Origin of the sequence: Pleurocapsa sp. PCC 7319 (assembly GCF_000332195.1) — a bacterium.
In the GTDB taxonomy this organism is placed as follows: domain Bacteria; phylum Cyanobacteriota; class Cyanobacteriia; order Cyanobacteriales; family Xenococcaceae; genus Waterburya.
The window spans coordinates 2032666-2048930 of the sequence record NZ_KB235922.1; the positions used below are offsets into that span (position 1 = coordinate 2032666).

The 16265-nt window shown below is 37.0% G+C and carries 14 protein-coding genes; 4 read left to right on the forward strand and 10 right to left on the reverse strand.

Going from position 1 to position 16265, the window contains the following annotated elements; all coding sequences use genetic code 11:
- Positions 1-49: 49 nt before the first annotated feature.
- From PLEUR7319_RS0113090 to PLEUR7319_RS0113105, 4 genes are all read right to left on the reverse strand, one after another.
- A complete protein-coding gene (locus PLEUR7319_RS0113090) occupies positions 50-397 on the reverse strand; it encodes a hypothetical protein (protein WP_026102489.1) in 348 nt (115 codons plus the stop codon).
- A 229-nt stretch (positions 398-626) separates the two neighbouring features.
- A complete protein-coding gene (locus PLEUR7319_RS0113095; protein WP_019505685.1) occupies positions 627-2117 on the reverse strand; it encodes a tetratricopeptide repeat protein in 1491 nt (496 codons plus the stop codon).
- 107 nt (positions 2118-2224) lie between these two features.
- Positions 2225-4495: a glycosyltransferase gene (locus tag PLEUR7319_RS0113100; protein WP_019505686.1), complete on the reverse strand. Its 2271-nt coding sequence runs from the start codon at positions 4493-4495 to the stop codon at positions 2225-2227.
- A gap of 363 nt (positions 4496-4858) precedes the next feature.
- A complete protein-coding gene (locus PLEUR7319_RS0113105) occupies positions 4859-5080 on the reverse strand; it encodes a type II toxin-antitoxin system HicB family antitoxin (RefSeq protein ID WP_019505687.1) in 222 nt (73 codons plus the stop codon).
- Between the two features lie 214 nt (positions 5081-5294).
- On the opposite strand from PLEUR7319_RS0113105, the gene PLEUR7319_RS0113110 reads away from it, so the two are divergent.
- Positions 5295-6791: a serine/threonine-protein kinase gene (locus PLEUR7319_RS0113110; protein ID WP_019505688.1), complete on the forward strand. Its 1497-nt coding sequence runs from the start codon at positions 5295-5297 to the stop codon at positions 6789-6791.
- A gap of 14 nt (positions 6792-6805) precedes the next feature.
- Here PLEUR7319_RS0113110 and PLEUR7319_RS35210 read toward each other — a convergent pair whose 3' ends face one another.
- The 4 genes from PLEUR7319_RS35210 to glyA form a co-directional block, all read right to left on the reverse strand.
- A complete protein-coding gene (locus PLEUR7319_RS35210) occupies positions 6806-8077 on the reverse strand; it encodes a serine/threonine-protein kinase (RefSeq protein ID WP_019505689.1) in 1272 nt (423 codons plus the stop codon).
- Between the two features lie 123 nt (positions 8078-8200).
- Positions 8201-9469, reverse strand: a complete 1269-nt coding sequence (locus PLEUR7319_RS0113120) for a competence/damage-inducible protein A (RefSeq protein WP_019505690.1) — start codon at positions 9467-9469, stop codon at positions 8201-8203.
- 57 nt (positions 9470-9526) lie between these two features.
- The gene (locus PLEUR7319_RS0113125; RefSeq protein WP_019505691.1) at positions 9527-10576 is read right to left on the reverse strand and encodes a glycosyltransferase family 4 protein; all 1050 of its coding nucleotides are present in this window, start codon (positions 10574-10576) and stop codon (positions 9527-9529) included.
- A 98-nt stretch (positions 10577-10674) separates the two neighbouring features.
- Positions 10675-11958 (reverse strand): serine hydroxymethyltransferase, encoded by a 1284-nt coding sequence (glyA, locus tag PLEUR7319_RS0113130; protein WP_019505692.1) that lies wholly within the window; start codon positions 11956-11958, stop codon positions 10675-10677.
- A 511-nt stretch (positions 11959-12469) separates the two neighbouring features.
- Here glyA and PLEUR7319_RS0113135 point away from each other — a divergent pair.
- Both PLEUR7319_RS0113135 and PLEUR7319_RS0113140 read left to right on the forward strand, forming a co-directional pair.
- Complete coding sequence (locus PLEUR7319_RS0113135; protein ID WP_019505693.1) at positions 12470-12667, forward strand: hypothetical protein; 198 nt, start codon at positions 12470-12472, stop codon at positions 12665-12667.
- Positions 12668-13018: 351 nt separating this feature from the next.
- Positions 13019-13504 (forward strand): Tic20 family protein, encoded by a 486-nt coding sequence (locus PLEUR7319_RS0113140; protein ID WP_019505694.1) that lies wholly within the window; start codon positions 13019-13021, stop codon positions 13502-13504.
- Positions 13505-13634: 130 nt separating this feature from the next.
- On the opposite strand, the gene PLEUR7319_RS0113145 is transcribed toward PLEUR7319_RS0113140, so the two are convergent.
- On the reverse strand, positions 13635-14423 hold the full coding sequence (locus PLEUR7319_RS0113145) for a fumarylacetoacetate hydrolase family protein (RefSeq protein ID WP_019505695.1): 789 nt from the start codon (positions 14421-14423) through the stop codon (positions 13635-13637).
- A gap of 303 nt (positions 14424-14726) precedes the next feature.
- Here PLEUR7319_RS0113145 and rpsF point away from each other — a divergent pair, with 303 nt between their 5' ends.
- Positions 14727-15089 (forward strand): 30S ribosomal protein S6, encoded by a 363-nt coding sequence (gene rpsF, locus PLEUR7319_RS0113150; protein WP_026102490.1) that lies wholly within the window; start codon positions 14727-14729, stop codon positions 15087-15089.
- Positions 15090-15104: 15 nt separating this feature from the next.
- Here the strand turns inward: rpsF and PLEUR7319_RS0113155 are convergent, their stop codons facing one another.
- Entirely contained in the window at positions 15105-15953 is an 849-nt protein-coding gene (locus PLEUR7319_RS0113155; RefSeq protein ID WP_019505697.1) for an MOSC domain-containing protein, read from the reverse strand.
- Between the last annotated feature and the right edge of the window lie 312 nt (positions 15954-16265).

Consider the following 16265-nt stretch of genomic DNA (forward strand, 5'->3'; position numbering starts at 1 on the left):
TCCTTGGCACTATAGCGTGGGACTTTCCCCTCACAGGTGTTAAAAATACTTAAGTATTTACCGATACCCAAGATGAGAAGGCTTCTCTAAAGAAGAAGTAAGCATCCCAAATGCAATAGCTATACAATCCCATCAAAGCAACAGTAATTATTAGCTTTCTATCAGTAGCTTGTCCTTGACTCACATAAGATAACCAATAAATCATAAAAGGTGTTGTCAAATAGCAAAAAAATCCATATCCAAAAGATTTAAATAATAGCTTGATGGGAGAAAAACTGATAGTAGTTGATAATTTAATAATTACTAATAAGGATAATATTCCTGCAATAAACTGTACAATGCTATTTTTAAATAGCAAAAATAATATAATGTTTTTATCATCTTGAGAGCTTTTCATAATAAGACGCATACTTCCCACTTTAAGTACAGGATACTTATTTGAGTCAAAGTATCATTATGTAATTATACGCAGGAGTTAATCTAAATTATTTAAAGAATTTAAGAAGTTTTCCCAGAAAATATGTAGCTCGTATATGAACATCAAAAAATCCCCGACTTTTCTATCTAGTCAAAAAAGTTCGGAAAAAGTAGTGTATTAAGCAATTAATTATCAATGCTGCCTTAAGCTACCAATTAAAAATTATTTCCAAATACTCTTCTAATCGCTTATTGTGGGGCTCAAAAAAGTTACTTAATTGCTCTTGAATATCTTCTCCAACTTGAGAATATGACCCAATATTATATGTTTGATAATTATCTATGGCTATATTAGATAAATTCAAAAACTCAAATACTTGCTGCATTGATTGAGCTGTATTATTGAAGAAATTCTCACTTTTGATAATCAATAACTGCTCTTTGGGAAATATCTTCAGCCAACGTTTTAATTTATAGTAATAAAGGCTCTGTAATAAAGGACCTCCGTGGTAAGACAATTCTAATTCAGTTTTCTGCTTAAATCTTTCTGTTTCTCTCTTGATTACTTCCAGTAATGACTGGTGATTACGCCCTGTTTTTTTATTTTGATAATAGTCAGAGATAGATCGCTCTACAGGATTGCGAAGCATCACAATTAATTTAATATCTGGAGCAAAATCTCGAATTCTTTGCGCAACGTGAGGCAAAAAGAAATAGCTAGGTGAAGCTTCTCCTGTTATGAGATCGCGGCGATCGCTAATGGCAGGAAATTGAGCTAAATACCATTCATAGCCGTAAGCAAAGTTTTTATCAAAAAAACGTAGCTCTTTTTTATTAGGTAATAATACTTGGGGATGATAGCCTAGATAGTTATATAAAGAAGTAGTCCCACATTTCCCGGCACCAATAATTATAAAATCTGGGGCTTGTTTTTTCTTAACTGACCAATTAGCTTGAGCAAGATCGGGGTGATTGTTAACAGTTTTAATATAAATTGCTCGACGAGAGATGGAGATCGCTTCTGCCAAATTACCTTGATAGGTTAAAACTTCAGCTAAATTAGTCAAGGCATCAGATAAATTAGGATGCTTAACTAATATTTGTCGATAGAAACTAATTAAGCGATTACATAATTCTAATTTGAGATCTACATATCTCAGAGATATATAAGCTGGAGAGTAAGTAGGATTAAGTTCAATCGCTCGACAAAAACAAGTGATTGCTTCTTGATTTAAACCTTGATTTCTGAAAGACTTACCTAAACGGAATTGTAATTGATGATCTTGAGGGTCTAATTTAACTGCCTGCCGAAAACAGATAAGAGCTCGATCAATTAAACCTTGTTGAACTAACGCCTCGCCCAAATTGTAATAAAACTGTGGCTCCTGCTGATTAAGAGCTACTGCTTGAGAAAAAGCTTTAACCGCATTATCAGTTTGTTCTAATTTTAATAATGCTGTACCTAAATTATTATAAGATTTATCATGCTCTGGTTTTATCAGAATAGCCTGCTGAAAGTATTTTGCTGCTTCCTGATATTGTTGCTGCTTTAGAAAAACTGCTCCTAAATTAAAATAAAGATCCCAACGATTAGGTTGTATTTGAATTGCTTTCTGAAAATTTACTTGAGCTTCTTGCCATTTATTTTGATTTATCTTTTCTTGTGCTAACTTGAGATATTCTGCAACAGCTTGATTCATAAAAATAGGTAAGGTAAATACAAATTATCAGCAACCAATTTTTAGACAATTGATTGTCCATGCTATAGGTAGCTTTACCAGTTAAATTTTGGCGTTTGCATTCAAGCTTAGAGCGACAAAGAGATTTGAGCCACATTAATGGCGTTGATTTTAGGATTGCGTTCAAATAATACCTTAGGTCTTAACAGGATTTTGAATAGTAACCAAAGAGAATGCAACTCTCCTGGAGTATTTTTTCTTTTCCATTGTCCAGGACGGCAAAATAAAAGAGCAACCAGTTTTCTTTCTTGTTCTAAATTTAGAGTTGTAAAACTCACCCGAACATTATGGAAATCCTCACTGATTTCCGCAGCAGTAATTTCCCCTGACAGAGTAATATTCTCTTCTAAAATTGATATGTTTACCGGTATAGTTTCACCTGGAATTAATTTGTCTATTCCTGTTTGGGTTAAAGATATATCTGCTCCCGTTTGCGAAATACGAGTAGTTACCCCCCAAAAGGTTTTGGGTTCGCCATTTACTAGTTTCAACTCTAATTTAACTAGTCGTCGTAAATTAAACCATTCATTAAGATCCGGCTTGGGAACGTCTAGTAAAATGAGCAATGCCGCCCCAATAGATACTAAATTATAAGTACTCCAAATCCAACCTAAGTTTAACCCTCTCATTTTTTCAGCCATTTCAGGGGAGTCGTGCATTGCAGCTAAGGCACAAGCACATAAATTTGACCATAAACTAATGGCAGTAAATACAAAGAGAATTAGTAAAGGAAAAGCTAATTTCCAATTAAAAGAAAAGCGATCGCTTTTGGTACCTTTGGGCGTAACCTTAAACCCAGTAGAAAAAGGATTAAGCATAACTTGAATTACCGTTGCTGCCAGAGGAAAAGCCAAGACCAAACCATAGATTCCAGATAAAATAGCCGAGCGCGATCGATAATTAAGCCAAGAAAAGACTGTTAGCTGAGTCACATAATAAGGTAAAAAGAAAAAGAGAAATTCATCAGTAGTGGCTCGAATCGGAATGATATTTAAAAAAGCATAAGCTAAAGGCATTAAGAGGAAAAATACACTAGCGATACTGGTAAACCAATGTAGCAGACCTTCTAAATGAGCTAGTCTTTGCAAGGGATTTAAACCAGGAATAGTTAAAGGATTAGATTTAATAAAAAAAGCTTGTAAAGTTCCCCTCGCCCACCGTAATCTCTGAGTTGCATGAGCAGCAATATTCTCTGCTGCCAAACCAGCACTAAGTTTTTCATCAATATAGGCAAGACGATAACCTTGGGCAGATAAACGTATTCCTGTAAAGTAATCTTCGCTTAAAGAATCGGTCACAAAACCGCCAATAGATTCTAGGGCTTGGCGACGCACGACAAATGAAGTACCAGAACAAACTACACTTCCTGCCCCATCTTTAATTGGCTGTAGTTGACGATAAAATACTTCTTCTTCGGGAGTTAAAATATCCTCTAAACCAAGATTTCGAGCAATAGGATCAGTATTGTAAAAACTTTGGGGAGTTTGGACTAAAGCCAGATTTTCATCTTGGAAAAAGCCTAAAGTACGTTGGAGAAAATTTTGAGTGGGGATAAAGTCAGCATCAAAAATAGCAATGAATTCACCGTCAGTTAAAAGAATAGCATGATTAATATTACCTGCCTTAGCATGATCATTATTAGGACGAGTCAGATATTTACAACCTAATTCAGCTGCTAACTGAGCAATCTGAGGTCTTCTCGTATCGTCAAGTAGATAAACTGTTTTTGGTTCATAGTTAATTGCCTGACAACCAATAACAGTCCGACGTAAAATAAATTCTGGCTCATCATAAGTAGGAATGAAAATATCTACTTGTGGTTGAAAAGTGCCGTCAAGTACTGATGTTGATAAGATATCTACTTCTCGCTGTCGATTTTTAACTTTTAGCATTAGAAATAACTGAAGACTATTGCTAAAGAGAACAAACATTTCCAGAACAAATAGAGTAATACTAAATGTTCCATCTAAAGGATTACTAAGATTCAAAGTAGAAAGCGATCGCCATTGAATATAATGAACAGTTAAAATTAATAAAATTGCTACAACTACAAATCTTGACCAAGCTCGCGGTTTAGGAGAAACTTTGGTAATTGCCAATACTAAAATAAATATTACAATTGATGGCAATAGTAAAAACCTACTCATAACCATTGGTGCTTCTACCCACATAGGGGGCTGTTCCTGCAGCAGATTTAAGTAAGCAAAAATATCTTCAATTACTCTGAAACCAATTGCCCAAGAGAGAACAATTAATCCTCCAAGCAAGACAATTCCCAACAAAAATAAAGTAGCTAATTGTGGTTTAATAGTTTGGGTTTTGATTTTATTAGTAGTCATTTATAATTGCACCATATTTTTCATCAAAACTAATTTTGAAGTAGTCGCCATCACCATTTAGCTATTAGCTTTGTACAGTAGACTAATCTTGATGTTTAAACGTTTTTTTTCTCAAAAATAATATATGATTGATAAATGAGTTAAAGCTGAAAATGAAGTTAATATTTAGTATCTATTAGTATCTATTCAACCCACCACAATTCTGTAACTTTTGGAATTCCAAAAGTAGCAAAAAAGGTAGTTGATCCTAAAGTCTAAAATAGTTATTATTCGTATACTCGTGAAATTCAAGAGAGTTATTTAGTTAAAAAGCGATTAGCAAAACCCTAATCGCCTATTTAACCAAAAAGAGTTGTAATTACTCTAAGTAACTAGTGAAGATATTGTAAAAGTATTAGGTTCTGGTAAAGATTCTCCTTGAGATACAGATGATTCAACCAATGATGCCAAAACTTTCTGGGCGTTTTCTAATGCCTGTTCATAAGACGTTCCCTGGGTATTACAATTTCCCCACTCTGGAAGACTAGCAACAAAACATTCATCTTTTTCAGACCACTGAATAACTATTGAGTAATTATCATTCATTATTATTTAATTCCCATAATTTAATGTAAGGTCGTATTGATCATCTCTGTTATAACCTAGGTCATTAGACCTACTGCAAAATAATTTCTATTTATCTTGAGCTAGTTAGAATCAAAATCAGCAACTTAAGACTTAATAGTATTTTGCGGAGAAGGTTAGAAAATAATATTAAAATGACAGACATTTAAATTTAAATTCTTGATAAGTCGGTTTGATGTCTGAAAACCTTGTCGGCAAGAAGCTTAGAGAACGCTACGATCTTCAAAAAAACCTTGGTAGCGGTGGTTTTGGCACTATCTATTTAGCTAAAGATACAACTACTGCCATTGGTGGTACGTATGTTGTCAAGCATTTTTCACCTAGCTATACTAATGAAGCTCAGTTAGTTACAGGAATGCGCTTGTTTAGACAAGAGGCTGCCAGTTTACAAAAGTTAGGTAAGCATTCTCAAATTCCTAACATTATTGACTTCTTTGAAGAAGATAATAATTTTTTTCTAATTCAAGAATTTATCGAAGGTCAAAACTTAGATCAAGAATTAGCTGAAGTTAAATATTTTGATCAATCTCAAACAATAAAGTTATTAACTGATACTTTAGAAGTTCTCAAATTTATTCATCAAGCAGGATATATCCATCGAGATATAAAACCTTCTAATTTAATCAGAAATCGTTTTGATAATCGATTTTTTGTGATTGATTTTGGTGCTGTTAAAGAGAAAATAAATCCCCAAAATATTGGTGTTCAAGGAGAGCTTGTTCTTACTGTGGGTATCTTGAGTCCAGGTTATACTCCCGATGAACAATTACATGGTAGACCAGAATTTTGTAGTGATATCTATGCTTTGGGAATGGTTGCAATTCAGGCTTTAACTGGAGTGCATCCCCGCATCTTACTAAGAAATATCAACTTAGATTTAATGTGGCGCGATCACCTTCAACTTCATCTTGATTATCATCCCCATTTTTTAGATGTAATTGAGAGAATGGTCAAGCAAAAATGGCAACAACGCTATCAATCTGCTATTTCCGTTTTAGAAGATCTGAATAAAATGAATCTTCTTCAGATTTCTGTTTCTGCAATACCGACCAAACAGCCAACATTATCAGCAGTATCTGATATCCAGGTACAAGAAACATCATTTAGTCCAATTCAATTTTCCAAAAATTCAAATTTAATTAAATATTTATCTGGTTCAGGAATACTTGTATTAATTGCTATTCCGTTATTTTTACTGCTTAGTAATTCACGACTCGGTAAATTTATTACTTACGAAAATAAATTTATTAAAGTTGACTATCCTCAAGGATGGTCAAGAGTAGATCAAAGCAATTTTTTGAATACCAGTGTTAGTTTTATTTCCCCTCATGAAAGTAGTTCAGATAGATTTCGAGAAAGAGTAACTGTAGTCATGAAAAATTCATCAAGACCTTTATCTTTAACTCAGTATACAAACCAGGCAGTAGCCCAAATAGAAAGTTTATCTAACTTTATTCTGGCACCACCCAGACCAACAAACTTAGGACGTAGTGAAGCGAAATACGTAATTTATCAGGGAAAAGATAAAAATATAGATGTTAAGAGGCATGAGGTTTGGACAGTAAATTATGATCAAATATATAGCATCATTTATACTGCTGAACCTGATAGGTTTAATAAGTTCTTACCCAGAGCTGAAAAGATAATTGAATCTCTAGAAATTAAGAATTAAAAATTTCTGGTAGCTTAAAGATCTTTTCTAAATCCTTCTCCCTGATTTATTCTTTCTGTGGGAGAACTAGGTAGTTCATTTGGGGAGTCAGGGGTATTTGGTTGATTGTCGGTTATGGGTTGTCGAATAAATAAATACATGCCACCCATGATTGCTACTCCACAAGCGATCGCCACCCCCAAAATTTTTCTGTTCTTGGATTTTCCTGCAGGTTGCGCAGGTTCAGAAATATTTTCGTAATTAGCATCGGGAAAAGGACGAATTTTGGAGGCTACAGCCTGAGAATTTTGGGGAGCGGGGAAGTTCGAAGTTTGCCCAATTATGTAATGTGAAGTGCCACCATCGATAACCGATGTGGGTGGTAGTCCATTGTCAATAGTTGGTGAAGCAGAAACTGGTGTTAGATTATGAAATTCAGTCGAACTTGAGGAAGAAGGCTCATTAGCTGACGCAGAATCAGACTTACTAATGGTTTTGTCTAACAAGGGAGTTAAAGCTTGCAATACTTCTTCAGCAGACTGGTAACGATCTTTAAAGTGATAGCGAGTTATTTTCGTCAAGATTTCAGCCAATTGGGGACTAATATCCGCTAAAGATTCCCAGATTAGCTCCCCTTCATCATCCTCTTCCAAATCTAGAGGTTCAACTCCTGTTAATGCCTGTATGCAAATTATACCTAAAGCATATAAGTCACTGGTAGGACGGGGTTTGCCCCTGGCTTGTTCGGTAGGCATATAGCCTTGTGTACCTACTGGCACTGTCAATTGACCGATATTGGTTTGCCCGTTAAGCACGTTTTTTACAGTGCCAAAATCTACCAACACAAGTTTGTGATCGGAGTTACGACGAATCAGATTATCCGGTTTAATATCGCGATGAATCACTCCCTTAGCATGAATATATTTAAGAATATTCAGACTATCGTTCAATAATTCAATAATCTGAGCTTCAGACCAAACATGACTCGGATTCAGTTCTTTTCCTAGAGTTTGTCCCTCAATGTATTGTTGTACCAGATAAAACTTCTCTTCTTCTTCAAAGTAGGCTAACAGTTTAGGAATTTGGTCGTGATTCCCCAGATTATGTAATGTTGAGGCTTCTGTCTTAAATAACCGTCGAGCTACAGCCAAAAATTTTGGATCTTCGATACTGGGATAAAGCTGTTTAACGACACATTTAACTTTACTTGGTAGTTGGATATCTTCCGCAAGGTAAGTTCTGCCAAATCCTCCACTGGCAATATAATCAATAATTTTATAACGAGAGGCTAGTATTTTTCCCTTCACAGTTGAGAGTGGAGCTGAATTCCCTTACATTTACGATACACAGTGATGACAATGCAAATTAGTTATAACTGATTATACTAGTTCACCATGACAAAGATATCTTTAAATTTCGATCCTGGTTGCTCAAAAATACTCTTGCTCTACCTTCTTGATTAGGCTTCTGCGTAGAAGATCGAGTGCAGAACAAGAACTTAAATGACGGATTAAACTACGTCCCCGACCTTTACCAAAACGATATTCTTTAATAATAGTTTGATTATTAGGAGTAGCCAACCCAATGTAAACTAAGCCTACGGGTTTATTTTCCGTATCTCCAGTAGGACCAGCTATTCCAGTAATGCTAATACCCCAGTCAGTCTGCATAAGCCTTTTTACTCCCAATGCCATTTGTTTGGCAATAATCTCACTTACTGCACCGTGTTGCATTAGATCTGGTTCATTAACATTCAATTGCCCCGTTTTAACTTGGTTGGCATAGGCAATTATTCCTCCTAAAAAATAGCTGGAACTACCAGGAATTTCTGTTAGCATAGCGCCCAAACCTCCCCCCGTACAGGATTCAGCTACGCTTAAAGTTTGTTGTGCATCTTGTAGTAACTTTCCAACTACAGAAGCCAAGGTATCATCATTGCTACCAAAATAATTAAGTCCCGCAATATTTTTAATTTCTGTTGTGACAGGCTTAATTAGAGACTCTGCTTGAGTTTTTGAAGCAGCTTTTGCTGCAACCCGAAGACGAACTTCTCCTTTACCAGCGTAGGGAGCAACTGTAGGATTATCTGAATCAAATAGATGAGCTACTTTTTCAGCTAAAGCAGACTCACCAATACCCCGAAAACGCATCATTTCACTATAAATGATATTTTTACCCCAACCCTCTTGTTTCAAAAAGGGAACAGCAGTTTCTTGCCACATTCGATGCATTTCTGAGGGAACCCCAGGAAAAGTCATAATTGAGATACCGTCTTGCGGTTGCCAAATGATACCTGGGGCGGTTCCAGTTGGATTAGGTAGGGTGATTGCCCCTTGAGGCACAAGTGCTTGTTTACGATTACTGGGAGTCATCTTTCGTCCCACAGAAGCAAATTTTCGACTAATATCTTCGATAATTGCCGGATCTTCTATCAGAGAAACACTAAAAAAACTGGCGATCGCTTCTGTAGTTAAATCATCGGGGGTAGGTCCTAAACCACCTGTAAAAATTAAAATTGAAGATCTTGATATTGCTGTCTGCAAAACTTGGTGAATACGAGATAAATTATCCCCAACAACCGTTTGATAGTAATGGGGAATACCTAATTTTGCTAGCTCTTGGGCTAAATACTGGCAGTTTGTATTTAAAATATCTCCCAAGAGCAATTCTGTACCGATACAAATAATCTCTGCACTCATTAATTTTCTAAGTTTTGTCTAATGTTAATTACTCATTGTTGACAGTTGATCTTTAAATTACTTACGATTTCGACTATCTCGCCAGACTTGCCAAACTTGCCAAACTAAAATCATAGTTGCTCCGATCGCATAGCCCCAACCACTGGGAATATTGGAAAAACCCAAAGCTAAGCTGCCAACCCAGAAAGTTAAGGTATAAATAAACAAAACGGTTTGACGTTGAGAGATGCCAGACTTGAGTAGCCAGTGATGTAGATGGCTTTTATCGGCAATGAAGGGAGATTTCCCCTTACTGATACGAGAGAAAATAACTGTCGACATATCTATAATTGGGACCGCCAAAATTAAATAGGGCAGTAAAACGGCTGTAATTGCAGTAGTTTTAACTAAGCCAATGATCCCTACCGCTGCCAAGGTGAAGCCCATAAAATAAGCTCCTCCATCCCCCATAAAAATTTGAGCAGGATTAAAGTTATAGCGCAGAAAACCTAACGCACCTCCTGCTAAAGCCGCAGCTACTAAAGCCGCGGCAGGTTGATCCATGAATAAAGTTACTACCAACATGACAAAGGCAGCAATACCGGATACTCCAGCCGCTAAACCATCAACTCCATCCATCCAATTGATAGCATTAGCCATGCCTACTAACCAAATCACGGTAATGGGTAAACTAAGCCAATAAATTTTGATTAGGGAATAAACGGGAAAAGAAATAAAATCTATGCGAACTCCCATATACCAACAGCCAGTTGCCACCACAATCTGCATTAGTAATCGTGAGAGAGGAGTGAGATTAAATATGTCATCAGCAAAACCAATCCCAAAATAGAATATGCTGCCAATGATAACCACCCAGAGTTCTGTTACTTTGTGGGGCGCTAAGCTAGAAAATCCACCTATTAGCCAAATAGTGGCTAGGGCAGCAATTGTTCCTGCAAAAATTGACACCCCGCCAACACGAACAACAGGGTTTTTGTGTATCTTTCTGGCATTTGGTCGATCAACTATACCTAACTTGAGACCAAGAGTCTTGACATCTGGTATCGTCCACAGCACAAAGGTCACAGAAGTTAGAAAGGCGATCAGATGATATAGTTCAACAGGCATCTGAGTTTAAGAGTTCTCGAACTGCTAGTAAGAATATAAGCTTTGTCTGGCACAAATTTAGTCATAGTTGATGACTAGAATTTGCTATTAATTTGACCTTAGATTTTGGCTGGTACTGGAATTTGTAAATAGGGATAAAGAGGGAAGCGATCGCATAAAGCTGCTACCCGACGTAAACAATCCTTTTGAATAGTCTCATCTTCTGGGTTAAGTAGTTTGTCAGCAATAATATTAGCAATCTCTTGGAATTCTGTCGTTCCCATACCTCTAGTAGTCATAGCGGGAGAACCCAAACGTAGACCGCTAGTAACAAAGGGAGATTCGGGATCGAAGGGAACAGTATTTTTATTGGCTGTGATCTGGATTTGGCTAACTAATGCATCTGCCTTTTTACCAGTCATGCTAATACTACGCAAGTCAACCAAGATTAAGTGGTTATCAGTACCATCAGATACTAGCTTAAACTCTCTGTTTTTAAATCCTTCTGCCATTGCCTGAGCATTGGCAATTACCTGAGCCGAATATTCTTTAAATTCTGGTTTGAGGGCTTCGCCAAAAGCTACTGCTTTAGCTGCAATGACGTGTTCTAAAGGACCACCTTGGGTACCAGGGAATACGGCTTTATTCAGTTTTTTGCCTAGTTCAGAATCGCGAGTCAAAATTAGTCCACCTCTGGGACCTCGAAGAGTTTTGTGGGTGGTAGTAGTTACAACATCACAGTGGGGGACAGGATTAGGATGATGACCAGTTGCTACTAAACCAGCAATATGAGCAATATCCGCTAGTAAATAAGCCCCAATTTCATCGGCGATCGCTCTAAATTTAATAAAATCAATTGTACGAGGATAGGCAGAATAACCACAAATAATAAGTTTAGGACGTTCCTTAAGAGCTAGTTCTCTAATCTGGTCAAAGTCCAGCTGTTCTGTCTCTTGATTGACACCATATTGAACTACTTTAAACCACTTACCTGATACATTGACTGGTGAGCCATGGGTTAGATGCCCACCATGGGATAAATCCATCCCCATAATGGTGTCACCGGGGTTTAGTAACGTCAGAAATACAGCAAAGTTAGCCTGTGCGCCAGAATGGGGTTGAACGTTTGCCATAGCTGCACCAAAGAGTTCCTTGGCACGATTGATCGCTAGCTGTTCAGCCCGATCAATAAATTCGCAACCTCCATAGTAGCGTTTACCGGGCAAGCCTTCGGCATACTTATTAGTTAAGACTGAACCCTGTGCAGCCAATACAGCAGGAGAGGTGAAGTTTTCACTGGCGATTAATTCCAAGTGGGATCTTTGGCGTTTCAATTCCAAACCGATGATTTCAGAAATTTCTGAATCTGTCTGAGCGAGAAAATCTAAATTAGTTTGAGTCACAATCTGATTCTGTAATGGTGTGAATGAGTATTATCTATGCTATCTAATTCAGTCAATACTGAAAATATTATCTAGAAGATAGTTGTCTAGATCTAAGCACATCAAACAACAGAATATCTTGACTGTTTGCAATCAAAATTGCAACCCATAATTGATAATTCCTTGAAATAAAATAAAAGTTATTAAAACAAGTTAAATTTAATTATTGTATTTTGCAGCATTTGGAGATCACAAATGCAATTTTATTTGGTTTTTGTTTCTTTGTAATTGCCAAATTAAAATTAGCGATCTGTCTATTCGTTTTCTTGGACTTTGACTAAACGTCATTATCTTACCCTCGTTGTTCAGTAGTACTAAAATACCAAATAATTAAACTGTGCTGATTATCTATTATTTGGTTAAAAAGACAACTAAAAATTGGTAATTTTAACTGTTAAGCTATATAGCAAAAATTGGAATAATAGCTAGGAAAAAACTAGAATTGAAATATAGCCACTGGAGGATCATCATAATGGTAATTATGATTGCAGATGAACAAATCTTGTCAGCAAAACAAGTATGCCAAAATTGTTTGATGGCAGATCATAGCGGCTTGCCTAGATGGCGTGGAGATCAGCTGGGCTGTGGCAAAGCTTTACAGAAATCCAACTCCAGGCAAGCAACTGTTTATAAGTGCCAGATGGGATTTAATGTCACCCAAGTTGATTAATTGTTGACTCCTCACCATGATAAATGGACGATGATTCGTAGGTTAAAGAGAAAAGGGAAAAGGGAAAAAAATTAATCCTTTCCCCCTTAACCTTTTAACCTTTACCCTTTCCCCAGTCGTCATAAATGACGGGGCTTTACATTGTGCCCTTGTCCTAAAGGATACCCTAAAGGGTTCAGCAGTTTCTTTAAGCGGAGGAACCCCGCCAACGAACTGCTTCACCGCTCCGCATATGGTAAACCCATTTATTAAATGGTCACACCGATTGAACTAAAAGTAATAGGCAACTACGCTATCCTATTGGTTTATGATGCTGCAAAATTGTACTTCTAAATTGAGGGGATAATTCATATGGTATGGCGTGGTTCAACAGATTTTAAAGACCGCTTTTTCGGAGCAGCCGTCTATCTCTTTGCTATCTATGATGCAATGGCTTTAGGAGGAGGTTTACTTCAGATTCCGGCTCTACTGCCTTTATTCCAACTGTTACAATTGCTATTACTTCCCATAAGTTTAATTTACGGTATTTTCAACACCATCATTCCATTAGGGTTTGGTAGTTTAGTAATTTTCTTTATTCTATTTTTAGCAGTGGTAAGAAATGAAAAAATTGCCTATTTCATTCGCTTTAACACCTTGCAATCTATCTTATTTGGCATTGCCATATCTTTAATTCAGATTGTTTTCGGCACTTTAGGCGCACTGGCTATAATCGGCAGTGCGGTTTTTGTTGTAGCTACTGCGGCTAGCATTTTTTGTATGGTGCAATGTATTCTAGGTCGCTATCCCGAAATTCCTTCGATTTCTGATGTTGTTTACAGTCAATTACCCAGATAATCCAGATATTACTGCGCTTTTTACATGAGTAGACTAAACCTAAAATTTAGGATAGCTGATAGCTACAAACTAATTAATTATCAGCGGAGTCTATCCAATTGAAAACAGCTATAAGTGAGAAAATCATCGATTAGAAGATTTGATCGCTGGTCATAGCAACTTGATTTGATAAACAGCCAATGCCTTCAATTTCTACTCGAATAGAATCTCCCTGTTTCATTGCTCCTATTCCCTCGGGAGTTCCGGTCAAAATAATGTCTCCTGGAGTTAGGGTCATCACCTGAGAAATATAAGAAACTAAGATATCAGGACCAAACACCATATTGTCAATCGAAGCAGATTGACAAGGAAGATCGCTGTCATTGAGGAAAGTCTGAATCTTGGCTTCAACACTTAATTCGCGGACAATCCAAGGTCCTAAAGGACAAAAAGTATCAAATCCTTTGGCTCTTGTCCACTGTCCATCTTTTTTTTGTAGATCTCTGGCTGTAACATCGTTAGCAATTGTATAACCCCAAATGCTTTTGGCTGCTTGTTCAGGACTCACATTATGGCAGCGATCGCCAATTACCAAAGCCAATTCGCCTTCATAATCAACTCGTCGAGACTGGAGAGGATAGTAAATGTCTTGACCATTGGCAATAATAGTCGTCGGGGGTTTAAGAAATAATAAAGGTTCTTGGGGAACTGGTGTTCCCATTTCGGCAGCGTGTTTGAGATAGTTTTTGCCTACCGCTACTATTTTAGAAGGTACGCAGGGAGCTAGTAGTTGATAAGTATCTAACTCTTGTTCCATATCTGTTGCTTGCCCTCCTAACCAAGGTGGAGCATCGTAAATGGCCACACTGCGATTGGGCTGGAGTACACCATAATAAATTTGTTCACGATCGGTTTTTATGCGGACATAGCGTTGTGCCATAACAAAATCATGCTCAAAAATTGATTATCGGACAAGATTAAACTAAAAGTTTAACAATGGTAACAGTGGAAAACGCAATGTCGGAGATTACCTCCAATATTTCAGCTGTCCGTCTGCTTTGAGATAGCTCAATTTTAAGTTAATCTGCATACTTCAAGAATTAAAATACTGGCAATTGAGCCTCTAATAATAGTAAGATTATAAGTCCTTGCTTTCTATATAAATCACCAGATTATGGCAAGTGCTACTAATAAATCTGGTCTTTCATAGAAAGCCGTCTTGTCCACAAGGAAAGTATTAATTATGAGCAATAGTTACGAAATGATGTATATTCTTCGTCCTGATTCGTCTGAAGATCAGGTTGGAGATTCAATTAACAAGTATAAAAACTACCTCAGTGAGCACGGTGCAGATCAGATTGAAATTCAAGTTAGAGGAAAAAGGAGACTAGCTTATCCAGTTGGTAGATATCAAGATGGTATCTACGTGCAAATGAATTACCAGGCTGATGGAACTCAGATTGCTCCCCTGGAAAGGATGATGCGTTTAAGTGAAGATGTAATTCGTTACCTAAGTCTAAAACTCAAAAAACGAGCTGTTGCTGCAGTGGCTAACGTAGAATCTTCTGAACCTGGAGAAGAAATAGAAGAACCGGAGAACGTTTAACTCTTTGAGCATCTATTAGTATCTGGTTTTAATCACCTGGAGGCGATCGCCTAAGCGAATTATTCCTTTATCGTGAGGAACCATATTTACTCCAAACATAACCCCTTGTTCACTTAACTGTCTAAAGGTTCCCAGTGTATTTAGGGGTTCTTTTAATTGATTTTTGGCACCGTCTTGTTGGTCAATGGTAGTAATAATGCAACGACTACAGGGTTTTACTACTGTGAATTGAATATCGCCAATTTGAATTATGCTCCATTTGTCTTCAATAAAAGGTTCTGTTGTTTCAATGACAATATTTGGGCGAAAGCGATTCATCGGTATTGCTTGCTTCTGTTGTTGGTGAATTTCGACAATCCTATGATTTAATTCTTCTAAGGAGGCAGTAGCAGTAAGCATTACTGGATAATTATCGGCGAAATTAACTGAATGCTCACGATCGAGAGAATATTTTTTGTCTAATAGGCGAACGTGCTGGGGAGATTGTCTTACCAAACGGCAGAACTTGCCATTGTCCATATCTAAGAGCTGATGAAACCACTGTGCTACTTCATCTCCCTGATCGATTGCTATGAGACGGTCTCGCCAAAGCTCTACTTCTCTGATGGCTCCACTTAAGGTAGGAGTAAAAGTCAAAGGAGGAAGGCTTTCATCTTGAAGCCGAAGGATAATATTCTGTTCAACAATTTCTACTTTTACTTTGGCTAATTGAGGATACTGTCTTTGAGTTAAAAATTTACCCTTACCAGAAACTAGCATCAGGTAACGATCTTTAAGAAAACCTTGAATTCCGACTTCGGCTTGTTTTGTTGCAATTCCCTGACAGGATTTAAGAGGATAAACACACAGTTCCGAGACAATCATAAGCTTTGGTAAATTGGCAAAAATAAGGCAGAGAATTTATGTAGGTAATCATTTTGCCCCCATCGTTTCCAGATAATTACCTCAATGCAAGATAGCAAGATAGATAGGTGGTTGTCATCGCTGTTCTCTCTGTTTTGTAAGGCAAAATTTTCGATTCGTCCACTTTTGTTCTCAAAAGTCATTGTTTATTGACATCTTTACCCTAAAAATTATTGCAATGAATATTTTGCTTTAGTATAGTGCTAAATCTTAATCTCTGAAAAAAGCAGCTCTAGTTAAGCATAATTAAATTAAACATGCCATAGTCAACTG

Excerpts from the sequence above, each read along its gene's own strand:
- PLEUR7319_RS0113145 (WP_019505695.1), bottom strand. The coding sequence starts at position 14,423 with ATGGCACAACGCTATGTCCGCATAAAAACCGATCGTGAACAAATTTAT.
- PLEUR7319_RS0113120 (WP_019505690.1), bottom strand. The coding sequence starts at position 9,469 with ATGAGTGCAGAGATTATTTGTATCGGTACAGAATTGCTCTTGGGAGAT.
- PLEUR7319_RS0113100 (WP_019505686.1), bottom strand. The coding sequence starts at position 4,495 with ATGACTACTAATAAAATCAAAACCCAAACTATTAAACCACAATTAGCT.
- PLEUR7319_RS0113125 (WP_019505691.1), bottom strand. The coding sequence starts at position 10,576 with ATGCCTGTTGAACTATATCATCTGATCGCCTTTCTAACTTCTGTGACC.
- PLEUR7319_RS0113110 (WP_019505688.1), top strand. The coding sequence starts at position 5,295 with ATGTCTGAAAACCTTGTCGGCAAGAAGCTTAGAGAACGCTACGATCTT.
- PLEUR7319_RS0113105 (WP_019505687.1), bottom strand. The coding sequence starts at position 5,080 with ATGAATGATAATTACTCAATAGTTATTCAGTGGTCTGAAAAAGATGAA.
- PLEUR7319_RS0113135 (WP_019505693.1), top strand. The coding sequence starts at position 12,470 with ATGGTAATTATGATTGCAGATGAACAAATCTTGTCAGCAAAACAAGTA.
- PLEUR7319_RS0113155 (WP_019505697.1), bottom strand. The coding sequence starts at position 15,953 with ATGATTGTCTCGGAACTGTGTGTTTATCCTCTTAAATCCTGTCAGGGA.
- PLEUR7319_RS0113095 (WP_019505685.1), bottom strand. The coding sequence starts at position 2,117 with ATGAATCAAGCTGTTGCAGAATATCTCAAGTTAGCACAAGAAAAGATA.
- PLEUR7319_RS0113140 (WP_019505694.1), top strand. The coding sequence starts at position 13,019 with ATGGTATGGCGTGGTTCAACAGATTTTAAAGACCGCTTTTTCGGAGCA.
- rpsF (WP_026102490.1), top strand. The coding sequence starts at position 14,727 with ATGAGCAATAGTTACGAAATGATGTATATTCTTCGTCCTGATTCGTCT.
- PLEUR7319_RS0113090 (WP_026102489.1), bottom strand. The coding sequence starts at position 397 with ATGAAAAGCTCTCAAGATGATAAAAACATTATATTATTTTTGCTATTT.